This is a genomic window from Dissulfurirhabdus thermomarina, assembly GCF_012979235.1.
Taxonomy (GTDB): domain Bacteria; phylum Desulfobacterota; class Dissulfuribacteria; order Dissulfuribacterales; family Dissulfurirhabdaceae; genus Dissulfurirhabdus; species Dissulfurirhabdus thermomarina.
The window spans coordinates 122,011-142,296 of the sequence record NZ_JAATWC010000004.1; the positions used below are offsets into that span (position 1 = coordinate 122,011).

The following is a 20,286-nucleotide window of genomic DNA, read 5'->3' on the forward strand; positions in this document are numbered from 1 at the left end:
ACGAAAAGGGGCGTCCCGGCACGGCCGGGACGCCCAGGGAGGAGGGAGGATGGTGGCAGGGAAGCCGCGGGAGAGGCGGAGGCGCACCGCGCCTCCGGGACCCGCTATCAGCCGTAGCCGTGGACGTGGTAGCCGTAGAACTCGAAGGCGCGGATGAGGGAGACCCGGGCGTCGTCGGGCAGGGCATTGAAGAACTCGTAGCAACCCTTCACCGAGCACTTCTCACCGCAGACCAGCTGGTAGAATTCCTCCTGCTGCTCCAGGGAAAGGTCGGACTGGGCCAGGATCTCCCGGAGGTCTCCGCCGCAGAGGCCCCGGTAGACCGGGCAGGAACGGTCGCTGCCGAGAAAGGTCATGCCCTGGTAGTCCTCCCGCTCCTCCGGGCTCCCCTTGGAGACGATGACGCTCTTCTGGGCGCACCCGGAGAGGGAGAAGACCACGGCCAGGACCAGGCCGAGTACGAACGAAGGGACGAAGCGAGGTGTTTTCTTCATGGTTGGAAACCTCCTGGGCAGACCCGCCTCCCGGTTCCTTTATTGTGGGCAAATTTAGTAAACTAACTTTTTGAGATAAAAATAAACCCGCCGGAGCCGGGTGTCAATCGGACAGGTTCTCCCAGATCTTCCGGAGGAAGCGCCGGAGATCATCGGCGTCCTTCTCGGACATGCCCACGGTGGCCACCTCGTGGACCTCGTTCCCGATACGCTCGACGGTATCCCTCAGCTGGCGTCCCTTCTCCAGCAGGTAGATCCGGTAGGCGCGGCGGTCGTCGGGATCGCGCCGGCGTTCGATGACCCCCGCCCGCTCGAGGCGGTCCAGGGTGCGGACCAGGGTGGGATTTTCGATGTAGAGCCGGCTGGCGAGTTCCGTCTGGGTGAGTCCCTCTTCCTCGTAGAGCTTGGCGAGGACACAGAACTGGGCCGAGGTGAGGCCGTAGGGGGCGAGCCGCCGGTCGATGGCCTTCTGGAAGACCTGGACCAGCTTGTTGGCGATGAACCCGAGGCAATCGTCGATCTTGAACATGACCTTTGTGTAGCAAACTTTTCTAACGAAAACAAGTCCCCGTGAATCTTTTTCAGGGAGAGACCTTGAGGACCCAAACCAAGCCCGGGGGAGGCGGGCCGTCCCCGGATCAGGAGGCGGCGGGCCCGCGACCCGTCCTCCCCTGGAGCCGCTCCCGCACCACGTCCAGGAGGGCGGCCAGGGAAGCCTCGAGGTCCTGGCCGGTGGTGTCGATGATCACGGCATCGGCCGCGGGCCGGAGCGGTGAAACCCGCCGCGAGGCGTCCGCCGCGTCCCGATCCCGGATCTGGCGCCGGAGCTCGGCCTCCGGGACATCCCGCCCCTTCTCGAGCAGCTGGCGCCGCCGGCGCGCCGCCCGCTCCGCCACCGAGGCGGTGACGAAGAACTTCACGGCGGCGTCGGGGAAGACCACCGTGCCCATGTCGCGCCCCTCGGCCACCACGCGGCCGCGGGCGCCGAGCTCCCGCTGGAGGCGCGAAAGGCGGCGCCGGACCTCAGGGTTCCGGGAAACGGCGGACGCCAGGGCGTCCACCTCCGGCGTCCGGATCTCCCCGGTGACGTCGACCCCGTCCGCCAGGACCCGCCCGCCCTCCAGCTCCAGCCGGAGTCCCCGGCACAGCTCCTCCAGGGCCGCCGGGTCCGCCGGGTCCACCCCCCGCCGGCGGGCGGCCCATCCCACCGCGCGGTACATGGCCCCGGTGTCCAGGTAGGTCCAGCCGAGCTCGGCCGCCAGCCGGCGGCTGAGGGTGCTCTTGCCCGCCCCGGCCGGGCCGTCGATGGTGATCACCTGCATACTCCGTCCCTTAGCCATGCCGCCCCCGTTCACGTTCCATCCACCCGGGTGCATCCCCGAAACCCGGTCCCCGCCCGGGCGGCGCCGTGGAATTTGTCATCCGCGGTAAAGGATTCGATAAGCATAGTAAGGAAGAACGGTGGGCGAAAGCCTCTCGTCCCTGCAACCCGAAGGAGGCCCCCATGTACACGCCCGACACCGAGCCGAGATACGCCCTGGACCGGCTGGAGAGCGCCATCGACGAGGCCGAGAGCCTCGCCTTCCAGATCGACGTCATCCACTCCTTCGAGGAACGGGGCTGGGCCCTCTACGAGATCGGCATGGCGGCCCCCCTGGCCTCCTTCCTGGAGCTCAAGCCCGTGGTGGAGGCCGGCCGGGCCTGGTACGGCCTCAACTTCCGCTCCCGGTACATCCCCCTGCCCCTGGTGCCGGACGACACCAACTGGCCCAAGGTCCGCGACCTGGCCTTCGCCCTGGTCAGCCAGGGCCGGGGCCCCTACTTCGTGGACCTCGAGGAGACCGACGACGGCCGCATCCAACCCGTGGGCGTCTACCTGGTGGACTCCGTCATCCTGGACCCGCCCCTGCTCCGCCTGGTCATCGACCGGAACCTGTCCCGGATCAAGGACCCCGCCCGGATCCCGGACTTCGAGGGCGAGGCGGGCCTCGAGGTGCCCATCCACCTGGCCGACCTCTGGAAGATCCGCCGCCAGCTCATGCTCGCCTGCCGCGGGCGCCCGCCGGGCGGCGGCCGGTATCTCGCCCCCGCCGCATCCTAGCCCCGGCCCCGCCGCCCCGGGTGGCGCCGCCGCCCCGGAGGCATTATAAAGGGTGGCGCATCAGCCACTCTCTTCCCCGCGGGACCGGACCATGCACATCCTCTTCGTGGTGCCCGGATGGCCCAGGGACAGCTTCTGGGACGTCCTCTGCTTCAAGTTTCCTCCCCTCGCCCTGGCCACCCTGGCGGGGCTGACGCCGCGGCGCCACCGCCTCTCCTACGTGGACGAGAGCCTCGCGCCCGTGGACTTCGACCTCGGACCCGACCTCGTGGTGATCTCCGCCATGACCCCCCTGGCCCCCCGGGGCTACGAGATCGCCGACGCCTTCCGCGCCCGGGGGGCCAAGGTGGTCATCGGGGGGATCCACGCCTCGAACCTCCCCGAGGAGGCCGGCCGGCACGCCGACGCCGTGGTGGTGGGGGAGGCCGACGAGATCTGGCCCGAGATCCTGGCCGACGCCGAGCGGGGCCGGCTCAAGCCCCTCTACCGGCAGGCCGCCTACACCCGCATGGACCGGGTCCCCGCCGCCGACCGCGGCATCTACCCCCGCAAGGGCTACTTCTTCGAGAACATGATCCAGACCACCCGCGGCTGCCCCTACCGCTGCGAGTTCTGCACCGTGACCGCCTTCTTCGGCGGGACCTACCGGTGCCGCCCGGTGGAACGCATCCTCGAGGAGGTGGCGGCGCTCCGCCGGGCGCCGGGCTACGTCTTCTTCTGCGACGACAACCTCATCGCCCGCCGCGACCACGTCCTCCGGCTCCTGGACGGCCTCCGCGGGCACCGCCTCCGCTGGGTCTGCCAGGCGCCGGTCACCCTGGCCAAGGACGACGACCTCCTCCGCCGCATGGCCGAGGCCGGATGCCACGGGGTCTTCATCGGCTTCGAGAGCCTCCGCCCCGAGAACATCGAGGTCATGGGCAAACGCCACAACAAGGTGGAGTTCTACGAGGAGGCGGTCCACCGGATCCACGACCACGGCATCGGCGTCCACGGCTCCTTCGTCTTCGGCTACGACCACGACACGCCGGCGGTCTTCGACCAGTTCCTCGACTTCGCCCACCGGACGGCCCTGGACGGGGCCTTCCTGCCGGTGCTGACCCCCTTCCCCGGCACCCGCATCCACCGACGCCTCAAGGCCGAGGGCCGGATCCTCACCGAGGACTGGCGCCGCTACGACATGGCCACCGTGGTCTACCGGCCCCGGGGGATGAGCGTGGCGGAACTCCAGGAGGGCTTCTGGAAGGTGAACGCGGGCTTCTATTCCCTGGGCTCCACCCTGCGCCGCCTCTTCCGCCCCTCGGGCCTCCGGCGCCGGAGCCACATCATCTTCATGCCCATGAACTTCGGCCATATCCCGGCGGTCCGGAAGGCCCGCCGGGCCTTCACGCCCACGCCCGAGGCGGCCTGACCGCAATCCCATGGAGATCCCCCTCCGGCGCATCCTGGAGATCCTGCCCCACCGGCCGCCCTTCCTGCTCCTCGACGCGGTCCGGGTGGCGGAACCCGGCCGGCGCGGCACGGGGCGAAAGCGCTTCTCCGGCCTCGAGCCCTTCTTCCGGAACGGGCGCCGCCCCGCCAACCCCGGCGGCCTCCTCCTGGAGATGATGGCCCAGGCCGCCGCCGTGGTGGCCGGCACGGGGGCCGGGGGCCAGCCCCGGCCGGCGGGGCCGGGGTACCTGGCGGGGGCCCGGCTCGAGGCGGCCGGCGCCTTCGGCCCCGGGGACCTCGTGGAAGCGGAGGTCGTCATCGTCAAGGCCTTCGGCGGCCTGGTGCGGGTGGAGGGCGAGGCCCGGTCGGCGGGCCGGGCCCTGGCCAGGGCCGACCTCGCCGTGACGCTCCCCGGGCGCGGGGGACGGTAGGACGCGGCCGGCCTTGCCCGGAGAAAATGGAACTTTTATAATCACGCGGTCCGCCGACGCCCGGCCGGCCCGCGGGGCAAGCGAAGCGGGAAAAACTCGCCCCGCTTCGCGGGGCTCGGACAGTTCGCCGCGCGCCTCGCGGCCCCACCATCGTCCCGCCCCGCCAACGGCGTTGGCGGGGGGAGGGACGACAACGGGCCGAAGGGCCGTCTGCCGTTCGAGATCCCTGCGCAAGAAAAACCCTGGATCCGTGGGCGTTCAAGAACGGGCCGGGTGCAAGGCGGCAACGATGTCGATAATATTTGAAAAGTATATCGGCGAGTTGCCAGCGCGGCAGAGGGTCCGTTGTCGGGCACCCCGAAGGGCGGCGGGGTAAGCCCACCACGGGTGGAGAGGATCATGCCTGCCCATGACGTGAAATCCCAGGCAACCCGGGCCAATGCATCTCAAGGCCGCCACGGATCCAGGCATGCCTGAATCCCCCCCGCCGGAAAAGCGCGAGATCCTCGACACCGTGGCGGCGCTCATGGCGCCGGGCGCCGGCGGCCCGGAGGACTTCGAGGCGGCCGCCCTCCGGCTCTTCGCCTACCAGTTCGAGGCCGTGGCCGCCCTCGGCGCCTTCTGGCGCTCGCTGGCGGCCACGCCGGAGACCGTCCGCCGGTCCGCCGACATCCCCCCGGTGCCCCTGGCCGCCTTCAAGCGCCGCGTCATCTACGGGGGCGGCCCGCCCGTCCGGACCTTCCGGACCAGCGGCACCTCGGGCCGAGGCCGCGGCTCGGCGCCCTTCGACGCCGACGACCTCGCCCTCATGGACCGCTCCATCCTGGCCAACGCCGGGGCCCACCTCTTCGCCGACGGCGCCCGGGCCCGGTTCTTCATGCTGGTGCCGCCGCCGGAGGAGGCCCCCGAGGTCATCATGGCCTACGGGATGCGGGTCATCGCCGACCGCTTCGGGCTCGGGGAGCCCTTCTACGCGGTCCGCCGCGGCGTCCTGGAGCTGGAGGCCGGCCTCGAGACCCTGGCGGCCTGGCGGCGCGAGAAGGACCCCGTGTGCCTGGTGGGCGGCAGCTTCGGCTTCGTCAACTTCATGGACGCCGCGGCCGGGCGCCGCCCGGGCCCGCTCCCGGAGGGGAGCCGCCTCCTGGACGCCGGCGGTTTCAAGGGCCGCAGCCGAGAGCTCGACCGCACGGCCTTCGTGGCCGAGGCCAGCGGGTTCTTCGGCCTGGACCCCGACCGCTGCTACAACCTCTACGGGCTCACGGAGCTGGCCAGCCAGTTCTATTCCCGGAACCGCGGGCCCAAGGTTCCGCCCCCCTGGGCCCGGGCCCGCGTGGTGGACCCCCTCACCCTGGAGGAGGTCCTGCCCGGCCGGACCGGAGTCCCCCTGCTCCTGGACCTCGCCAACGTCTCCCGTCCCATGGCGGTCCTCACCGACGACATCGCCGTGAACCTCGGCGGCGGCCGCTTCGACGTCGTCGGCCGGGCCTCCGGGGCCGCGCCGCGGGGGTGCAGCCTGAGCCTCGAGGAGGTCCGCCCGTGCGGACGATGAAGGCCTTCCACATCCCGGGCTTCGACGGCGAGCTCACCCACGCCGACGCCGGCGGGACGCGACTCCTCTTCCCGGTCCTCACCCCGGACGCCGTCCGGGCGGCGGTGGACCGGGTCATGGAGGCCGGCGCCCGCCACCTCGCCGGCTACACCACGGACGACCTCGCCGCCGTCTTCGGGCGCGTGGCCGAGACCTGGATCCGTCCCTCGCCGGAACGCACCGCCCTGGCCGAGGCCGTGGCCGACGTGACCGGACTCTCGCCGGCGGTGGTGGAACGCAGCATCGAGGTGGAACAGGGCAACAGCGGGGCGGGGGACATCCTGGCCGCCCTCGACCGGGACCTCGGCGACCACCGCGTGCTCGACGGCTTCCGCCCCGACCCGCGGCTCCGGGGCCGGGCCCGCGCCTTCGGGCCGCCGCTCGTCGCCGCGGTTCTCACGGCCAACGTCCCGGGGCTGAGCTACCTCCCGGCGGTCCGGAGCCTCATGGTGAAGGCCCCCCTCGCCGCCAAGCTCGCTTCGGGCGAACCCCTCTTCGGCCCGGCCTGGGCCGCCTCCCTCGCCCGGGTGGAGCCGCCCCTGGCCGAGTGCCTGGCCCTCTTCGCCTGGAAGGGCGGCGCCCCGGACCTCGAGGCCGCCCTCTTCGACAAGGCCCCGGTGGTCATGCTCTACGGGGGCCCCCGGGCCCTGGCCGAGCTCCGGGCACGGGTGGGCCCGGGGAAGAAGGTCCTCGAGCACGGCCACAAGGTGGGGGTGGTCCTGGTGGGGCGGGAGGCCCTGTCCGGCCGGCCGGCCGCGGACGTCCTGGCCCGGGCCGTCGCCCTCGACACGGCCATGTTCGACCAGCGGGCCTGCATCGCCCCGCAGCTCGTCTTCGCGGAACGCGGCGGCGGGGTCTCCACGGAGGCCTTCGCGGAACTCGTGGCCGAACGGCTCGCGGACCTGGAGGCGGAGCTGCCGCCTTCGCGCCCGTCCCTCGACACCGCCGCCACCCTGGCCCAGGAGCGCGGGCTGGCCGCCTTCGAGGCGGCCCAGGGCGAGGCCGGGGTCTTCACCCGGGGGACGGCCACGGTGGTGCATCTTGGGGCCGCGGCCTTCGAACCGGTGCTGCCCTGCCGGTTCCTCCGGGTCTGCGCGGTGGACGACCTCCTTGACGCCGTGGCGCTGCTGGGGCAAAACTCCCCCTATCTCCAGAACGCGGGCGTGGCGGTGGGCGCAGACCGCCTCCCCGGCCTGGCCGAGGCCCTCGCCCGGGCCGGGGTCTCGCGGATCTGCGCCCCCGGCCGGATGCACCGGCCCTCCATGCGGTGGCGGCACGACGGCCTGGCCAGCTTCATGGAGCTGGTCCGCTGGGCCGATATCGAGATGATGATCGAGGAGGCGCCATGAACCTTTCCGGGAAGAGGGTGCTGGTGGTCGGCGGGGCCGGGGACATCGGCCGGGCGGTGACCGATGCCGCCCTGGCGGCCGGGGCCGAGGTCACCGTGTGGGACCGGGACGCGGCCGCCTGCCGCGAGGCGGCCGGGCGGGCCGGCGTGGCGGCCCGGGCCCTGGACGCCACCGACGAGGCGGCCGTCACCGCGGCCTTCGAGGCCCTGGCCGGCGAGGCCGGGCCGCCCGACGTCCTGGTGAACGCCGCGGGCGTCTTCACGCATCTCCGCCCCTTCGAGGCCCTGGACCTGGAGGGCTTCCTCGGCGTCCTCCACACCAACGTGGTCTCGTGCTTCCTCACCTGCCGCGAGGCCGTCCGCCGGGCCGCCGGGCCCCTGGCCATCGTGAACCTCTCCTCGGCCCTCTCGGCCCGGCCCGTGCCCATGGCCGCCGCCTACTGCGCCTCGAAGGCCGCCATCGACAGCCTCACCCGGAGCATCGCCGTGGAATACGCCGGGCGCGGCATCCGGGCCAACGCGGTGAACCCGGGGCCCGTGGAGGGCCGGATGCTGGACCGGGGCATGGCCGAGATGGCGGGCGCCCTCGGCGGGCAGCCGGCGGACATCCTGGGCCGCATCCTCGAGGGGATCCCCATCGGCCGCACCCTCGCCCCACGGGAGGTGGCCGCCCTCGTGGTCTTCCTGGCCGGCGACGAGGCCGCCGGCATCACCGGCCAGTGCATCAACGTCTGCGGGGGCTACGCGCTCTAGCCGCCCCCGCCGGGAAAGGACCCGCCTCCATGGAAATCCGCGTCTCCACCAACTGGGATCCCGCCCTCCCCGGGCGGCTCAAGGACTACCCCGTCAGCCACGTCTACGGGAAACTCCCCCACGACGTGATCGGCGGGGTGCGCCCCTCGTTCCTGCTGCCCCAGGTGGGCCGGGAGGAGATCGCCGCCCACGTCCGGGCCGTTCACGAGGCGGGGATGAAGTTCAACTACCTCTTGAACACCGCCTGCATCGGAAACGTCCACTACTCGCCGGAGGGCTACGCGCAGATCCGGGAACTCCTGGACTGGCTGAGCGAGATCGGGGTGGACACCCTCACCGTGGCCTTCCCCTATCTGGTCCGCCTCGTTCGGCGCCACTACCCCCACTTCGAGGTCAAGGTCTCCTCGGTGGCGCGCATCAACACCGTCACCCGGGCCCGCCAGTACGAGGACCTCGGGGTGGACGAGCTCATCCTGGACGAGATGCTCAACCGCGACTTCGAGACCCTCCAGGCCATCGCCGAGGCGGTGGAATGCGGGATCGAGCTCATCGCCAACCCCTGCTGCGTCTGGGAGTGCGCCCAGCAGATCGAGCACGTCAACCACGACGGCCACGCCTCCCAGACCCACAGCCACGACAACTACTGCTACCTCCAGTTCCCCTACGTCAACTGCACCGCCCAGAAGCTCCTCGACCCGGTCAACATCCTCAAGGCCCGGTGGATCCGGCCCGAGGACCTCGCCGCCTACGAGGCCATCGGCATCACCCGCTTCAAGGTGGTGGAGCGGTTCAAGACCTCGGAGGCCCTGCTGCTCGCGGTGGAGGCCTACGCCCGGCGCAGCTTCGACGGGAACCTGGTGGAGCTCCTCACCCTCCCCAACCGCGGGGCCTTCCTCCGGCCCAACGCCGACTACTTCTTCAAGCCCCACCTGGTGGACATGGAGAAGGTGGCCGTGGTGGCCGGGCTCATGGACTTCTCCTTCCGCGACGTGGTCCAGATCCCCAACAAGGCCCTGGACGGCTTCCTCGACTTCTTCCGGGAAAACGACTGCCGCCGCACCTCCTGCGACCGGTGCGGCTACTGCGCGCGGACCTTCGAGCGGGTGGCCACCTACGACCGGGCGGCGGCGGAGCGGCTGGCGGCGAATCTCGCCGCCTTCTCGGACCAGATCCTCGACGGCGCCATCTTCCCGGCGGGGAGCCCGACCCCATGAAGGTCCTCTTCCTCCACGTCCCCAAGTTCAACAACTTCTACAAGCCCATCGGGGACTTCATCTGGATCAACTACATGCCCATGGGCCTCCTGGCCATCGCGGACTTCGTCCGCCGCCACGGCTTCGAGGTCGAGGTGATCCACCTCGGCGTGGAATGGGTGGAGGACCGGGGCTTGCGCCTCGAGACCCTCCTCGACGACCCGGCCGTGGCCGCCGTGGGAATGAGCCTCCACTGGCACTACCAGGCCTACGACGTCATGGCGGCGGCCCGGCGCATCAAGGAGGTGCGCCCGGACGTCTTCGTCTTCGCCGGGGGCTACACCGCCTCGTTCTTCCACGACGAGATCGTCCGCGACTTTCCCCAGGTGGACGCCGTGGTGCGGGGCGACGGCGAGATCCCGGTGCTCCGCCTCCTCGAGACCCTCCAGGACGGCGGAAGCCTCGAGGACGTCCCGAACCTCACTTGGCGGGAAGGACCCGGGGTCCGGACCGCCGAGGCCTGCTACGTGGGCGACGCCGAGACCGTGAGCGGGCTGAACTACACGAACTTCTCCCTCCTCCGCCACGCCCCGACCTACGTCCGCTACATCGGCCTCCCCTTCTTCTACGCGAAACACTTCTCGCCCGAGGAGAACTTCCGGCGATTCACCATCCGCTCGCCCCTGCTGCCCCTGGCCGTGGGGCGCGGCTGCCCCTTCAACTGCACCTGGTGCGGGGGGGCCCAGGTCCCGCAGCAGCGCCGCATCAGCCGCCGGACGGGCTTCGTCTGGCGCGACCCGGCCGCCGTGATCCAGGACATCAAGCGGGGGCTGGCCGCCGGGTACCGGACCCTCCACACCGCCACCGACCCCGAGCCCGTGGAGCAGGAATACTTCGTGGACCTGTGGCGGCGCATCCGCCGCGAGGGCATCGAGGCCGACTGGATGTTCGAGTGTAACGGCCTCCCCTCCGACCGCTTCATCGACGAGTTCCACAAGACCTTCCCCGGGCCCGACTCCATCATCGCCGTCTCGCCGGAGTGCGGGAACGAGGACCTGCGCTTCCGCCACAAGGGCCCGGCCTTCACCACCGAGGCCTTCTTCGAGAAGATGGACCGGATCGACCGGATGGGCATCTCCACGGAGATCTTCTTCTCCTACGGCCTGCCGGGCGAGAACGAGGACCTCCTCGAGGACACCGTCCGGATGCGCCGGCGGATCATCCGCCGCTACCGCCACGTCCGGGGCCTGCGCACCCTCTCCATCGAGATGGAGCCCGGGGCGCCCTGGCAGATGGAACCGGAGCGCTTCGGCATCGTGACCGACCGCCGGACCTTCCGCGACTTCCACGACGCCCACGCCGACGCCGACCGGGGCACCTACACCACATTCGGCTACTACATCCCCGACTACTTCGAGCGGCCCCTCGACCCCGAGCGGCCCTACGACGACTTCGCCCGCCGCCTCCAGCGGATCAAGTGCCGGCGGCTCTGCTTCCTCCATCCCAACCCCAAGAAGTACGGGAAACCCTGGCAAGGACGGCTGCTCTGCAGCGTGGCCTCGCGCCTCCTTCGGCTCAAGGGCCGGGACCTGTCCCGCCCCTTCTAGGGCGCCCATGGGCCGCTCCCTCTACCGGCTCATCGCGCGGCGGCCCGGGGCGGCGCTGGCGGCCTTCGCCCTCCTGGTGGCGGCCTCGGTGCTGGCCACGGGACGCCTGCGCTTCGAGCGCGACATCTTCGACGCCCTCCCGGCCGAGGGGCCCGTGGCGGTGCTCGTCCACGCCGCCCGGACCTCGGGCGGCCCGGACCGCCTCTACCTCCTCTTTCGTGACGAGCGGGATCCCGACGGGCTCGTGGCCCGGGCGCGAGGGGTGGTGGACCGTCTCCGGGCCCTCCGGATCGAGGGCCGGCCCGCCTTCCGCTCCGTGACCCTGGAAAAGGCCGAGGCGGCTGGAGCAGGCGACCTCCCGGCCATCCTCGAGACCTACCTCCGCCGCCCCCGCCTCTTTCTCACCGGCCGGGACGCCGAGGCGCTCCGGGCGCGGCTCGCCTCGCCGGCGGCCCTCGACCGGGAACTCCACCGCTCCCTGGCCTTCCTGGCCGCCCCGGGGGCCGACGCGGCGGCGGCGATCGCCGCCCGGGACCCCTTGAACCTCCGGGCCCTCCTCATGGACAAGCTCCGGGGCCTCCAGGCGGGACTGGCCTTCGCCCCGGGACCCCTGCTCCGTTCCACGGACAAAACGGCCCTCCTCGTGGCGTGCGTCCCGGCCCTCGCGCCGGAGAGGCGGGCGGCGGCGCGGCGGCTGCTCCGGATGACCCGGACGGCGGCGGCCGGCCTGGGCCCCGCCTTCCGGGGAATCACCGGGGGCTTCGCCGTGGCCGTGGAGGAAGAGGCACTCCTCCGGCACGACCTCCTCGCCTGCCTCCTGGGGTCCGGGATCGGGATCTCGCTCCTCTTCCTCCTCGCCTACCGGAGCCCCGCCGTCCTGGCCTTCGTGCTGCTGCCCCTGGGGGTGGGGCTCCAGCTCGCCCTGGGGGCCCTCGCCCTGGTGGCGGGCCGGGTGCACCTCATGGCCGCGGCCTTCTCGGCGGTGGTCCTCGGTCTCGGCATCGACTTCGCCATCCACGTCTACGACCGCTACCTCGTGGAAAGGCAGCGGGGCCGCGCCACCGCCGCCGCGGTGGAGGCCGCCGTCCTCCGGACCGGCCCCCCCGTGGCCGTGGGAGGGCTCACCACCGCGGCCGCCTTCGCGGTCCTCTTCTGCTCCGGGATCCCCGTCCTCCACCAGGTGGCCTGGCTGGTGGACCTGGGCCTCCTCTTCTGCCTTGCGGCCATCCTGTGGGCCCTGCCCGCCTGGCTCCTCTGGCGGGCCCGGTCCGGGGAGCGGCCCGCCGGGCACCTGGGCCGCCTGGGGATGGACCGCCTGGGCCGCCTGGTGGCCGACCGGCCGCGGGCCGCGGCCGCGGCCTCCGCCCTGGTGCTCGCCGCCGCCATCCCCGGCCTCTTCCGGGTGGGTATCGAGCACGACCCCAGGTCGCTCCACCCGGCCGACCTCCCCTCCATCCGGGTCCAGGAGGAGATCCGCGCGGCCTTCGGCGCCGGCGCCGGCGCCTTCGTGACCTGGACGGCCCGGGACCCGGCCCGTTTCTGGGAAATCGGGCGGACCGTGGACGGGGTCCTCGAGGACCTCCAGGCCGAGGGCCGGATCCGCTCCTGGGCCTCCCTCACCCGGATCACCCGGGGCCGGCCCCCGCGGCTCCCCCCGGCCCTGGCCGCCAACGCCCGGGCGGCCCTGGCCCGCGCCGGTTTCCGGCCGGGGGACTTCCCCCTGACCGAGGCCTTCCTCGAGGCGCTCGCCCGGCCGGATGACACGGAGACGCTCCTCGGCCCCGGGGACCTCGAGAAACTCCCCCGCCCCTTCCACGCCTTCTTCCGCCGGACCCCGGGCGGGCTCCAGGGCATCGCCCGGGTCGCGCTGCGGACCCCGTCAGGGCTGGGGGACCTGTCCCGGCGGCTGGCCGATCGGGCCCCGGGGGCCGAGGCCTTCGACCCCGACACGGCGCTTCGGGGCCTGCTGGGCTCCGTCCGGGGCGAGGTCCGGGACTCGGTGCTGCTCGCGGCGGCCCTCATCCTGGGCCTGCTCTTCGCCTTCTTCCGACGGCCGGGCCCCGTGGCCATGGCCGCGGTGCCGGTGACCCTGGCCTCGGTGGTGACCCTGGGCCTCATGGGCCTTGCCGGCATCCCCTTCAACCTCTTCAACTTCATGGTGGTGCCCCTGGTGCTGGGGATCGGCCTGGACGACGGAATCCACGTCCTTCGCCGCTACGCCGAGGAAGGCGACGTGGCCGCGACCCTGGCCACCACCGGGCGCTCGGTGCTGCTGACCACCCTCACCACCTGCCTCGGCTTCGGGAGCCTCGCCCTGGCCTCGCACCCGCTGCTCCGCGGCATGGGACTGGTCACCATCGCCGGCATCCTGGCGGCCTGGTTCTTCTCGGCGGTCACCCTCCCCGCCCTCCTCCGCCTGCGGGAAGCGGCGGGCGCCCGCGGAAGGGGGCCGAGATGAGGATCACCTTCCCCAACCTGGGCAGCATGCACATCTTCTGCAAGGCCATCGCCGAGGCCGCGGGCATCCCCTACGTCCTGCCCCCGCCCACCACGGAGCGCACCCGGGAGCTCGGCGAGTTCCACACCAACGAGTCCGTGTGCCTCCCGCTCAAGATCATCCTGGGCAACTTCGTCGAGGCCCTGGAGGCCGGGGCGGACACCATCGTCATGGTGGGCAGCGGCCCGCCGTGCCGCCTCGGCCTCTACGACCGGGTCATCAAGCTCACCCTTCGGGACCTCGGCTACCGCTTTCGGTGGCTCACCATCCCGGGCGTCTTCAACTGGCAGGCCTTCCTCCAGAACCACGACGAGGCCCGGCACCTCAAGCACGAGCTCCGGCCCTCGAACTACGCCCGCTTCCCCGGGGCCCTGCTCCTGGGGTGGGAAAAGATGCGCCGGTGCGAGGAGATGGAACGCGCCGCGGCGCGCAAGCGGGCCGTGGCCGCGGCCCCCGCCGAGGTGGACGCCCGGCTCGCCGCCGGACTCCGGGAGCTGGACCAGGCCCGGACCCGGCGGGAATCGGCCGCCGCCGCCCGGCGGACCCTCGAGGCCCTGGACCGGCTCCCCGAGACCGGCCGACGCCCCCTCCGGGTGCGGATGGTGGGGGAGGTCTACACGGTGCTCGAGCCCGGGATCAACATGGACATCGAGCGCCGCCTGGGCCACCTCGGCGTGGAGGTGCACCGCTCGTCCTACTTCAGCACCCACATCCGCCGCGGCTCCCGCCTGGACCCGTCGGTGAAACGGGAGCGGGCCCGGCTCCTGGAGCTGGCCCGGCCGTGGCTCAAGGCCGACGTGGGCGCCGAGTGCAACTTCTCCGTGGCGGAGGCCGTGGACGCCCACCGGTCCGGCTTCGACGGGGTGGTCCACGTCTATCCCTTCTCGTGCATGCCCGAGACCAACGCCGCCACGGTGCTCTCGGCGGTGGGGGCGGAGCTGGGCCTCCCCGTCCTCGGTCTCGTCCTCGACCGCCAGGACATGGGGCCGCGCCTCGACACCCTGGCCGAGGCCTTCGTGGACGTCATGCGCTTTCGCCGGGAGGGCCGGATGGCATGATCGTGGGCCTCCCCGGAGAACTCCTCGGGTTCCCGTGGGCCCGGGAACTGGAGCGGCGCCTGGAGGCGGCCTTCCCGGGGGCCCGGATCCGCCGGGCCCCGGCGCGGGCGCCCGCCGCCCCCCCGCTCTCGGAGGGCGACGCCTGCTACCCCTACAAGCGGATGATCCGTTCCGCCCTGGGGCTCCTGGCCGAGTCGGACGCCCTGGTCCTGCCCCGGCTCCTCCGGCTCGACGGTCACCTCATGTGCCCCAACTTCCGGGCGCTGCCGGACATCGTGGCCCTCAACTGGCGACGCCTCCACGGGGAGGAACCGCCCATGGCCGCCCCGGCGGTGGAGGTGGCGGACGGCCGGGACGCCGAGGCCGCCTTCGAGGCCGTGATCCGGGAGCTCCGCCGGCTGCCCGGGGGGCGGCGCGCCGAGGCGGCGCGGGCGCAGCCGCCCCGGCCGGCACCGGGGACGGCCCCGCCCCGGGCCGAAGACGGCCGGCGCCGGGCCATCGCCCTGGTGGGGCACCCCTACATCCTTTCGACCCCGGCCCTCCACAAGGGGGTGCCGGACCTGGTCCGGCGGGCGGGGTTCCGGGTGGTGACCCCGGAGGGCCTCCCCTTCCGGACCCTTGACCGCCTGGCCCGCGACCGGGATTATTACGCCAAGGTGCTCTACTGGCGGGGGGCCCGGGAATGCCTGGGGGCCTTCCGCCACTTCACCGAGGTCCGGCCGGCGGCCGGGCTGATCTACCTCATCGCCTTCAACTGCGGGGTGGACGCCCTGCTCCGCCTGGAGCTGGCCGCCCTGCACAAGGATCTGGCGCGGCGGGTCCCGTTCATGGTGCTGGTGGTGGACGAGCACACCCAGCACGAGCACGTGGCCACCCGCGTCGAGGCCTTCCTGGACATCGTCGATGGCACCGCACACGCCTGAGATCCACCTCGGCATCGACGTGGGGTCGGTGACCACCAAGGTGGTGGCCCTGGAGGCCGGAACCGGGGCGCTGCTGGCCGGCTACTACCTGCGCACCCACGGAAACCCCCTGGCCGCCCTGCGCGAAGCCATGGGGCGGCTGGCGGCGGACCTCGGCCGGCCCCGCGTCCTGGCGGCCGCCACCACCGGGAGCGGCCGGGCCCTGGCCGCGCGTCTCGTCAACACCGACATCGCCAAGAACGAGATCACCACCCACACCCTGGCGGCCGTCCGCATCAACCCGGCCGTTCGGACCGTGGTGGAGATCGGCGGCCAGGACTCGAAGATCATCCTGGTCCGGGAGGGCCTCGCCGTGGACTTCGCCATGAACACCGTCTGCGCCGCGGGAACGGGCTCGTTCCTGGACCAGCAGGCCGGGCGCCTCGGCCTCCGGGTGGAGGAGATGGGAGCCCTCGCCCTCGCCTCGGAGAACCCCGCCCCCATCTCCGGCCGCTGCACGGTCTTCGCCGAGACGGACATGATTCACAAGCAGCAGATCGGCCTCCCGGTGGCGGACATCGTGGCGGGCCTCTGCCGCTCCCTGGTCCGGAACTACCTGGCCTCCGTGGCCCGAGGCAAGGCCCTGGAGGCCCCCGTGGTCTTCCAGGGCGGGGTGGCGGCCAACGCGGGCATCGTGCGGGAGTTCGAGCGCCAGACGGGGCTTTCCTTCGAGGTCTCGCCCCACCACGGCGTGGCCGGGGCCTACGGCGCCGCGCTGCTGGCCGCGGCCGCCGACGGGGAGCGGCCCCCCTTCCTCGGCTACGAGCTCCTGGAACGAGAGTTCCGGGTGGACAGCTTCGTCTGCCGCCGGTGCGAGGAGGCCTGCTCGGTGCTCCGCCTCCACCGGGACGGGCGGCCCGTCTCGTTCTGGAACGACCGGTGCGGGCGCTGGTCCGGGGCGGTGGAGGGCCCGCGTGGCTGACCGGCGCGTCGCCGTGATCGGGGCCGGCGTCTCGGGGCTCGCCGCCGGGGCCGTCCTGGCCCGGCGGGGTTTCGAGGTGGACGTCTTCGAGGCGGGGGAACGGCCGGGAGGCTACGTCACCGGGTTCCGGCGCCACGGATTCTACTTCGACGCCACCGGGGCCTTCCTCGCCGCCTGCGGCCCGGGCGGGGCCCTCACCCGGGTCCTCGAGGCGGCCGGCGCCCGGGACGAAGTCGCCTTCCTTCCCATCCCGGAGATCCGGAACGTCTACCCCGGCTTCGACCTGCGCCTCGATTACCGGAGCCCCCGCGCCTACCTCGAGGGCGTCGCGGCCCGGTTCCCGGGGCACCGGGAGGCCCTGGCCCGCTACGCCCGGCTCACGGAGCGGCTCGGCCGGGAGCTGCTCGCCCTCGACGAGGCCCCGGGGTGGAAACGCGCCCTCTTTCCCCTCTTCTTCCCCCGGATCCTCCGCTACGCCCGGGCCTCCCACGCCCGGGTCCTCGGCCGCCTCTTCCCCGGGGCCCCGGACCTCTGGCTGGCGCTCTCGGCGCTGCCCACCACGTTGCCGCCGAGCCGCCTCTCCTACCCCTTCGTGGCGGTGCTCTGGGCCAAGGTCCTCCGGGAGGGCGTCTTCTACCCGCGGGGCGGGATGGAGGCCCTGTCCGGGGCCCTGGCCCGGGCCCTGGCCCGGGCCGGCGGGCGGCTCCACCTCGGGGCCCGGGTCGCCGGGATCCGGCTCTCCCCGGACGGGCGGCGCGCCGCGGGCGTTCGCCTCGCCTCGGGCGGGACGGCGGACGCCGACTGGGTGGTGGGGGCCTCGAACCTCTTCGCCGCCCGGCGCCTGCTCCCGGGGGGGCGGCATCCCTACGGCCGGCTCCACCGGGCGAAGCGGCTCCGGCCCTCCGCCTCCGCCCTCCTCTTCTACCTGGGGCTCCCGTCCGACGCCCTTCCCCCGGACTGGCCCTACTTCGTCTCCATCCAGACGGACGCCGACCTCGAGCGCGCGGCGGCGGCCCTGGCCGAGGGGTCCATGGAAGAAGGGCTCCACGTGGTGATCACCACGCCCTCCCTGCTCGATCCGGGGCTTGCGCCCCCCGGCCACCACTCGGTGAAGGTCCTCGTCCACGCCCCGCCGGCCGGCCGCTTCCGCCACCGGTACGGCGAGGCGGCGGCCCTGTCGCGGCTGGAGGACCGGATCTTCGGCGAGATCCGGTCCCTGGCCGGGGTGGACCTCAGGGGCCCGGCCCGGTTCGTGGAGCGGGCCACCCCCATGACCCTGGAACGCCGGACCGGCAACGAAGAAGGCGCCATGTACGGCCTCGACGCCGCCGTGGACCAGGTGGGCCCCCTCCGCCCCCCGAACCGGACGGCCCTTGACCGGCTCCTCTGGGTGGGCCACTATACCCACCCGTCCCACGGCATCGTGGGAAGCGCCCTGTCCGGGCTCTTCGCCGCGGACACCATCACCGAGGCCGCCGGAAGATGATCCTGCCGAGGAAGTTCTACCTGCTGCTCTTCTACGTCTTCGCCCGGACCACGCCCCGGTTCTGGCAGGTCTGGCAGAACCGCGCGGTCTCGAAGCTCTTCTTCCTGGCCTGGGGCCGGATGCGCCGGATCGTGCAGGGCAACCTCGCCGTCGTCCTGGGTCTCCCCCCGGACGCCCCCCGGGTGCGCCGCCTCGCCCGGAACGTCTTCCGGAACTACGGCCTCTACCTCGTGGACTATGTGCGGATCAGCTGGATCACCCCCCGGACCCTCCCCCGGGTCATCGCCGAGGAGGCCGGTACCGCCCACATCCGGGCGGCCCTCGACCGGGGCCGGGGCGCCATCCTGGTGACCCCCCACCTGGGCCACTGGGAGCTCGGGGGGCTGAGCCTGGCCTTCCGGGGCCTCTCCGTCACCGCCCTCACCCTCACCGACCACGAATCCCGCGTCCAGGAATACCGCGACCGGGTCCGGGGCCGCCTCGGGATCGAGACGGTCCACATCGCCCCCGACGACCCGGGCACGGTATTGAAGCTCGCCCGGCTGCTCCGGGAGAACAAGGTGGTGGTGATGCTGGGCGACCGCTGGGAGGGAGGCAAACGCGTCCCGGTCACCTTCTTCGGCCGGCGGACCTTCTTCCCCGCCGGCGCGGCGGCCCTGGCGCTCGCCACCGGGGCCCCCATCATCCCGGTCTTCGTGGTGCTCCGGCCCGACAACCGCTACCGGGCCTGGATGGAGACGCCCGTCGAGGTCGTCCGCCGCCCCAACCAGCGGGGCGAGGCGGTGCTGGCGGAAAAGACCCAGGAACTGGCCGCGGCCTTCGAACGCGTCATCGCCCGCCACCCCGACCAGTGGTACCACTTCTTCGATTACTGGAGCCGATACGGTTGTGAAGACCCTGCTGCTCGACCCACCCCATAAGATCTTCGGCGCCCTCCGCCTCTGGATGCCCTCGCCGGGGCTCATGGCGCTCACCGCCTACCTGGAGCGCGAGGGGGAGGACGTGCACCTCCTCGACGCCACCACCCTCCCCCACCCGTGGACGGACCTGGCCGCCCGGCTCCGGGCCGGGGCCTACGACGTGGTGGGCGTCACCTGCCAGGCGGCCACCTTCCACCACGACGCCTGCGCCGCCGTCCGCCTGGTGCGCCGGGTGCTCCCCCGGGCCGTCATCGTGGGGGGCGGCGGGCACTTCACGCTGAACGCCGACCTGGTGCTGGAGACGGTGCCCGAGCTCGACTACGTGGTCCTGGGGGAGGGCGAGGTCACCTTCCTGGAACTCCTCCGGTGGCTCCGGGGAGGCGGCAACGGCGCCTGCCCCGTGGCCGGCGTGGCCTACCGGGACGGCGGCGGGGTGACCCGGACGGGGCCCCGCGCCCCCATCGCCGACCTGGACGCCCTTCCCATGCCCGCCTACCACCGGGTGGACCTCGACGCCCCCACCTACAACCTGCACGGCATGGGCCGGCGGGCGGTGGGGATCTCCACCAGCCGCGGCTGCGGGGACCACTGCGCCTACTGCTCCGAGTCGGCCCTCTGGCGGGCCACCTGGCGGGGCCGGAGCGGCCCCCTGGTGGTGGAGGAGATGCAGGAGCTCCACCGCCGGTACGGAAAGTCGCTCTTCGTCTTCAACGAGAACTCCTTCAACCAGAGCCGGGAGCGCAACGAAGCCTTCCTGGAGAGCCTGGGGCGCTCGGGCCTCAAGTGCGACTTCTGGTTCCAGTCCCGCGTCAAAGACATCCTCCGCGACCGGGACCTCCTGGCCGACTACCGGCGCCTCGGCCTCTACGAGGTCATGCTGGGCATCGAGAGCATCGACCCGGACACCCTCCGGAACTACACGAAGAACCAGGACGCGGAACAGATCCGGGAGGCCGCCTCGCTCCTCCGCTCCCACGGGATCATGGTGATGACCAACGTGATGTTCGGCGACGTCCACGACACGGAGGCCTCGCTCCGGGCCATCTGCGACTTCGTCTCGGAGATCGGCGACTTCCTCGTCCTGTGCATCACCACCCCGCTGCCCGGGACGCGCTACCACCGGGCCGCCATGGAGCAGGGCCGGATCGAGGAGCACGACTTCTCGCGCTACGACTTCATGCACCCCGTGATGTCCAACGCCGCCTACAGCCGCGACGAGATCCTCGCCCTCCAGAAGAAGTACCTGCGGCGCTACTACACACGGCCGGTGATCTTCCGCAAGATGCTCTTCTCTCCCAATCCCTTCATCCGCATGGCCTACCGTCTCATCATGCGCTACGCCTGGTACGAGGCGCGCCGAAGGGAATGGGTGCAGCCCAACTACGAGCCCCCGCCGCCGGACCTCCTCGCCGCCGCCCCCTGAGACGCGCCAACGTGCCCTTCGGTCTCCCCTTCTGGGATCGAGGGTCGGCCCCCGGCCCGCGCGGAAAGGGGC

General features: G+C 72.6%; 18 protein-coding genes. 15 read left to right on the top strand and 3 right to left on the bottom strand.

Annotated features, from left to right (window positions below):
• Positions 1–107: 107 nt before the first annotated feature.
• The 3 genes from HCU62_RS06460 to cmk all read right to left on the bottom strand — a co-directional run bounded on the left by HCU62_RS06460 (position 108) and on the right by cmk (position 1,834).
• The gene (locus HCU62_RS06460) at positions 108–494 is read right to left on the bottom strand and encodes a hypothetical protein (RefSeq protein ID WP_163299611.1); all 387 of its coding nucleotides are present in this window, start codon (positions 492–494) and stop codon (positions 108–110) included.
• Between the two features lie 103 nt (positions 495–597).
• Positions 598–1,023 (bottom strand): MarR family winged helix-turn-helix transcriptional regulator, encoded by a 426-nt coding sequence (locus HCU62_RS06465; RefSeq protein WP_163299609.1) that lies wholly within the window; start codon positions 1,021–1,023, stop codon positions 598–600.
• 109 nt (positions 1,024–1,132) lie between these two features.
• Positions 1,133–1,834: a (d)CMP kinase gene (cmk, locus tag HCU62_RS06470; protein ID WP_246325330.1), complete on the bottom strand. Its 702-nt coding sequence runs from the start codon at positions 1,832–1,834 to the stop codon at positions 1,133–1,135.
• A gap of 164 nt (positions 1,835–1,998) precedes the next feature.
• On the opposite strand from cmk, the gene HCU62_RS06475 reads away from it, so the two are divergent.
• The 15 genes from HCU62_RS06475 to HCU62_RS06545 all read left to right on the top strand — a co-directional run bounded on the left by HCU62_RS06475 (position 1,999) and on the right by HCU62_RS06545 (position 20,214).
• Entirely contained in the window at positions 1,999–2,595 is a 597-nt protein-coding gene (locus tag HCU62_RS06475) for a hypothetical protein (RefSeq protein ID WP_163299605.1), read from the top strand.
• 52 nt (positions 2,596–2,647) lie between these two features.
• Positions 2,648–4,006 (top strand): B12-binding domain-containing radical SAM protein, encoded by a 1,359-nt coding sequence (locus HCU62_RS06480; protein ID WP_309474752.1) that lies wholly within the window; start codon positions 2,648–2,650, stop codon positions 4,004–4,006.
• 10 nt (positions 4,007–4,016) lie between these two features.
• A complete protein-coding gene (locus HCU62_RS12595) occupies positions 4,017–4,457 on the top strand; it encodes a 3-hydroxyacyl-ACP dehydratase FabZ family protein (RefSeq protein WP_163297565.1) in 441 nt (146 codons plus the stop codon).
• A 469-nt stretch (positions 4,458–4,926) separates the two neighbouring features.
• Positions 4,927–6,006 carry a LuxE/PaaK family acyltransferase gene (locus tag HCU62_RS06490; RefSeq protein ID WP_163297564.1) on the top strand — a complete coding sequence of 360 codons (1,080 nt, stop codon included), beginning with the start codon at positions 4,927–4,929 and terminating at the stop codon, positions 6,004–6,006.
• On the top strand, positions 6,003–7,394 hold the full coding sequence (locus tag HCU62_RS06495; protein WP_246325346.1) for an acyl-CoA reductase: 1,392 nt from the start codon (positions 6,003–6,005) through the stop codon (positions 7,392–7,394). Before HCU62_RS06490 ends, HCU62_RS06495 begins: the two co-directional genes overlap by 4 nt.
• Positions 7,391–8,146 (top strand): SDR family NAD(P)-dependent oxidoreductase, encoded by a 756-nt coding sequence (locus HCU62_RS06500; RefSeq protein ID WP_163297562.1) that lies wholly within the window; start codon positions 7,391–7,393, stop codon positions 8,144–8,146. The genes HCU62_RS06495 and HCU62_RS06500 overlap by 4 nt, the downstream gene beginning before the upstream one ends.
• A 29-nt stretch (positions 8,147–8,175) precedes the next feature.
• Positions 8,176–9,360 carry a U32 family peptidase gene (locus HCU62_RS06505; protein ID WP_163297561.1) on the top strand — a complete coding sequence of 395 codons (1,185 nt, stop codon included), beginning with the start codon at positions 8,176–8,178 and terminating at the stop codon, positions 9,358–9,360.
• A complete protein-coding gene (locus HCU62_RS06510; RefSeq protein ID WP_163297560.1) occupies positions 9,357–10,946 on the top strand; it encodes a B12-binding domain-containing radical SAM protein in 1,590 nt (529 codons plus the stop codon). The genes HCU62_RS06505 and HCU62_RS06510 overlap by 4 nt, the downstream gene beginning before the upstream one ends.
• A 7-nt stretch (positions 10,947–10,953) precedes the next feature.
• Positions 10,954–13,404 (top strand): MMPL family transporter, encoded by a 2,451-nt coding sequence (locus tag HCU62_RS06515; RefSeq protein WP_163297559.1) that lies wholly within the window; start codon positions 10,954–10,956, stop codon positions 13,402–13,404.
• Complete coding sequence (locus HCU62_RS06520) at positions 13,401–14,501, top strand: hypothetical protein (RefSeq protein WP_163297558.1); 1,101 nt, start codon at positions 13,401–13,403, stop codon at positions 14,499–14,501. The genes HCU62_RS06515 and HCU62_RS06520 overlap by 4 nt, the downstream gene beginning before the upstream one ends.
• Complete coding sequence (locus tag HCU62_RS06525) at positions 14,498–15,424, top strand: acyl-CoA dehydratase activase-related protein (RefSeq protein ID WP_163297557.1); 927 nt, start codon at positions 14,498–14,500, stop codon at positions 15,422–15,424. The genes HCU62_RS06520 and HCU62_RS06525 overlap by 4 nt, the downstream gene beginning before the upstream one ends.
• Entirely contained in the window at positions 15,405–16,385 is a 981-nt protein-coding gene (locus HCU62_RS06530; RefSeq protein WP_163297556.1) for an acyl-CoA dehydratase activase, read from the top strand. The genes HCU62_RS06525 and HCU62_RS06530 overlap by 20 nt, the downstream gene beginning before the upstream one ends.
• On the top strand, positions 16,378–17,871 hold the full coding sequence (locus tag HCU62_RS06535) for a phytoene desaturase family protein (RefSeq protein WP_163297555.1): 1,494 nt from the start codon (positions 16,378–16,380) through the stop codon (positions 17,869–17,871). The genes HCU62_RS06530 and HCU62_RS06535 overlap by 8 nt, the downstream gene beginning before the upstream one ends.
• Positions 17,868–18,791 carry a lysophospholipid acyltransferase family protein gene (locus HCU62_RS06540; protein WP_163297554.1) on the top strand — a complete coding sequence of 308 codons (924 nt, stop codon included), beginning with the start codon at positions 17,868–17,870 and terminating at the stop codon, positions 18,789–18,791. Before HCU62_RS06535 ends, HCU62_RS06540 begins: the two co-directional genes overlap by 4 nt.
• Positions 18,760–20,214 carry a B12-binding domain-containing radical SAM protein gene (locus tag HCU62_RS06545; RefSeq protein WP_163297553.1) on the top strand — a complete coding sequence of 485 codons (1,455 nt, stop codon included), beginning with the start codon at positions 18,760–18,762 and terminating at the stop codon, positions 20,212–20,214. Before HCU62_RS06540 ends, HCU62_RS06545 begins: the two co-directional genes overlap by 32 nt.
• Positions 20,215–20,286 lie beyond the last annotated feature (72 nt).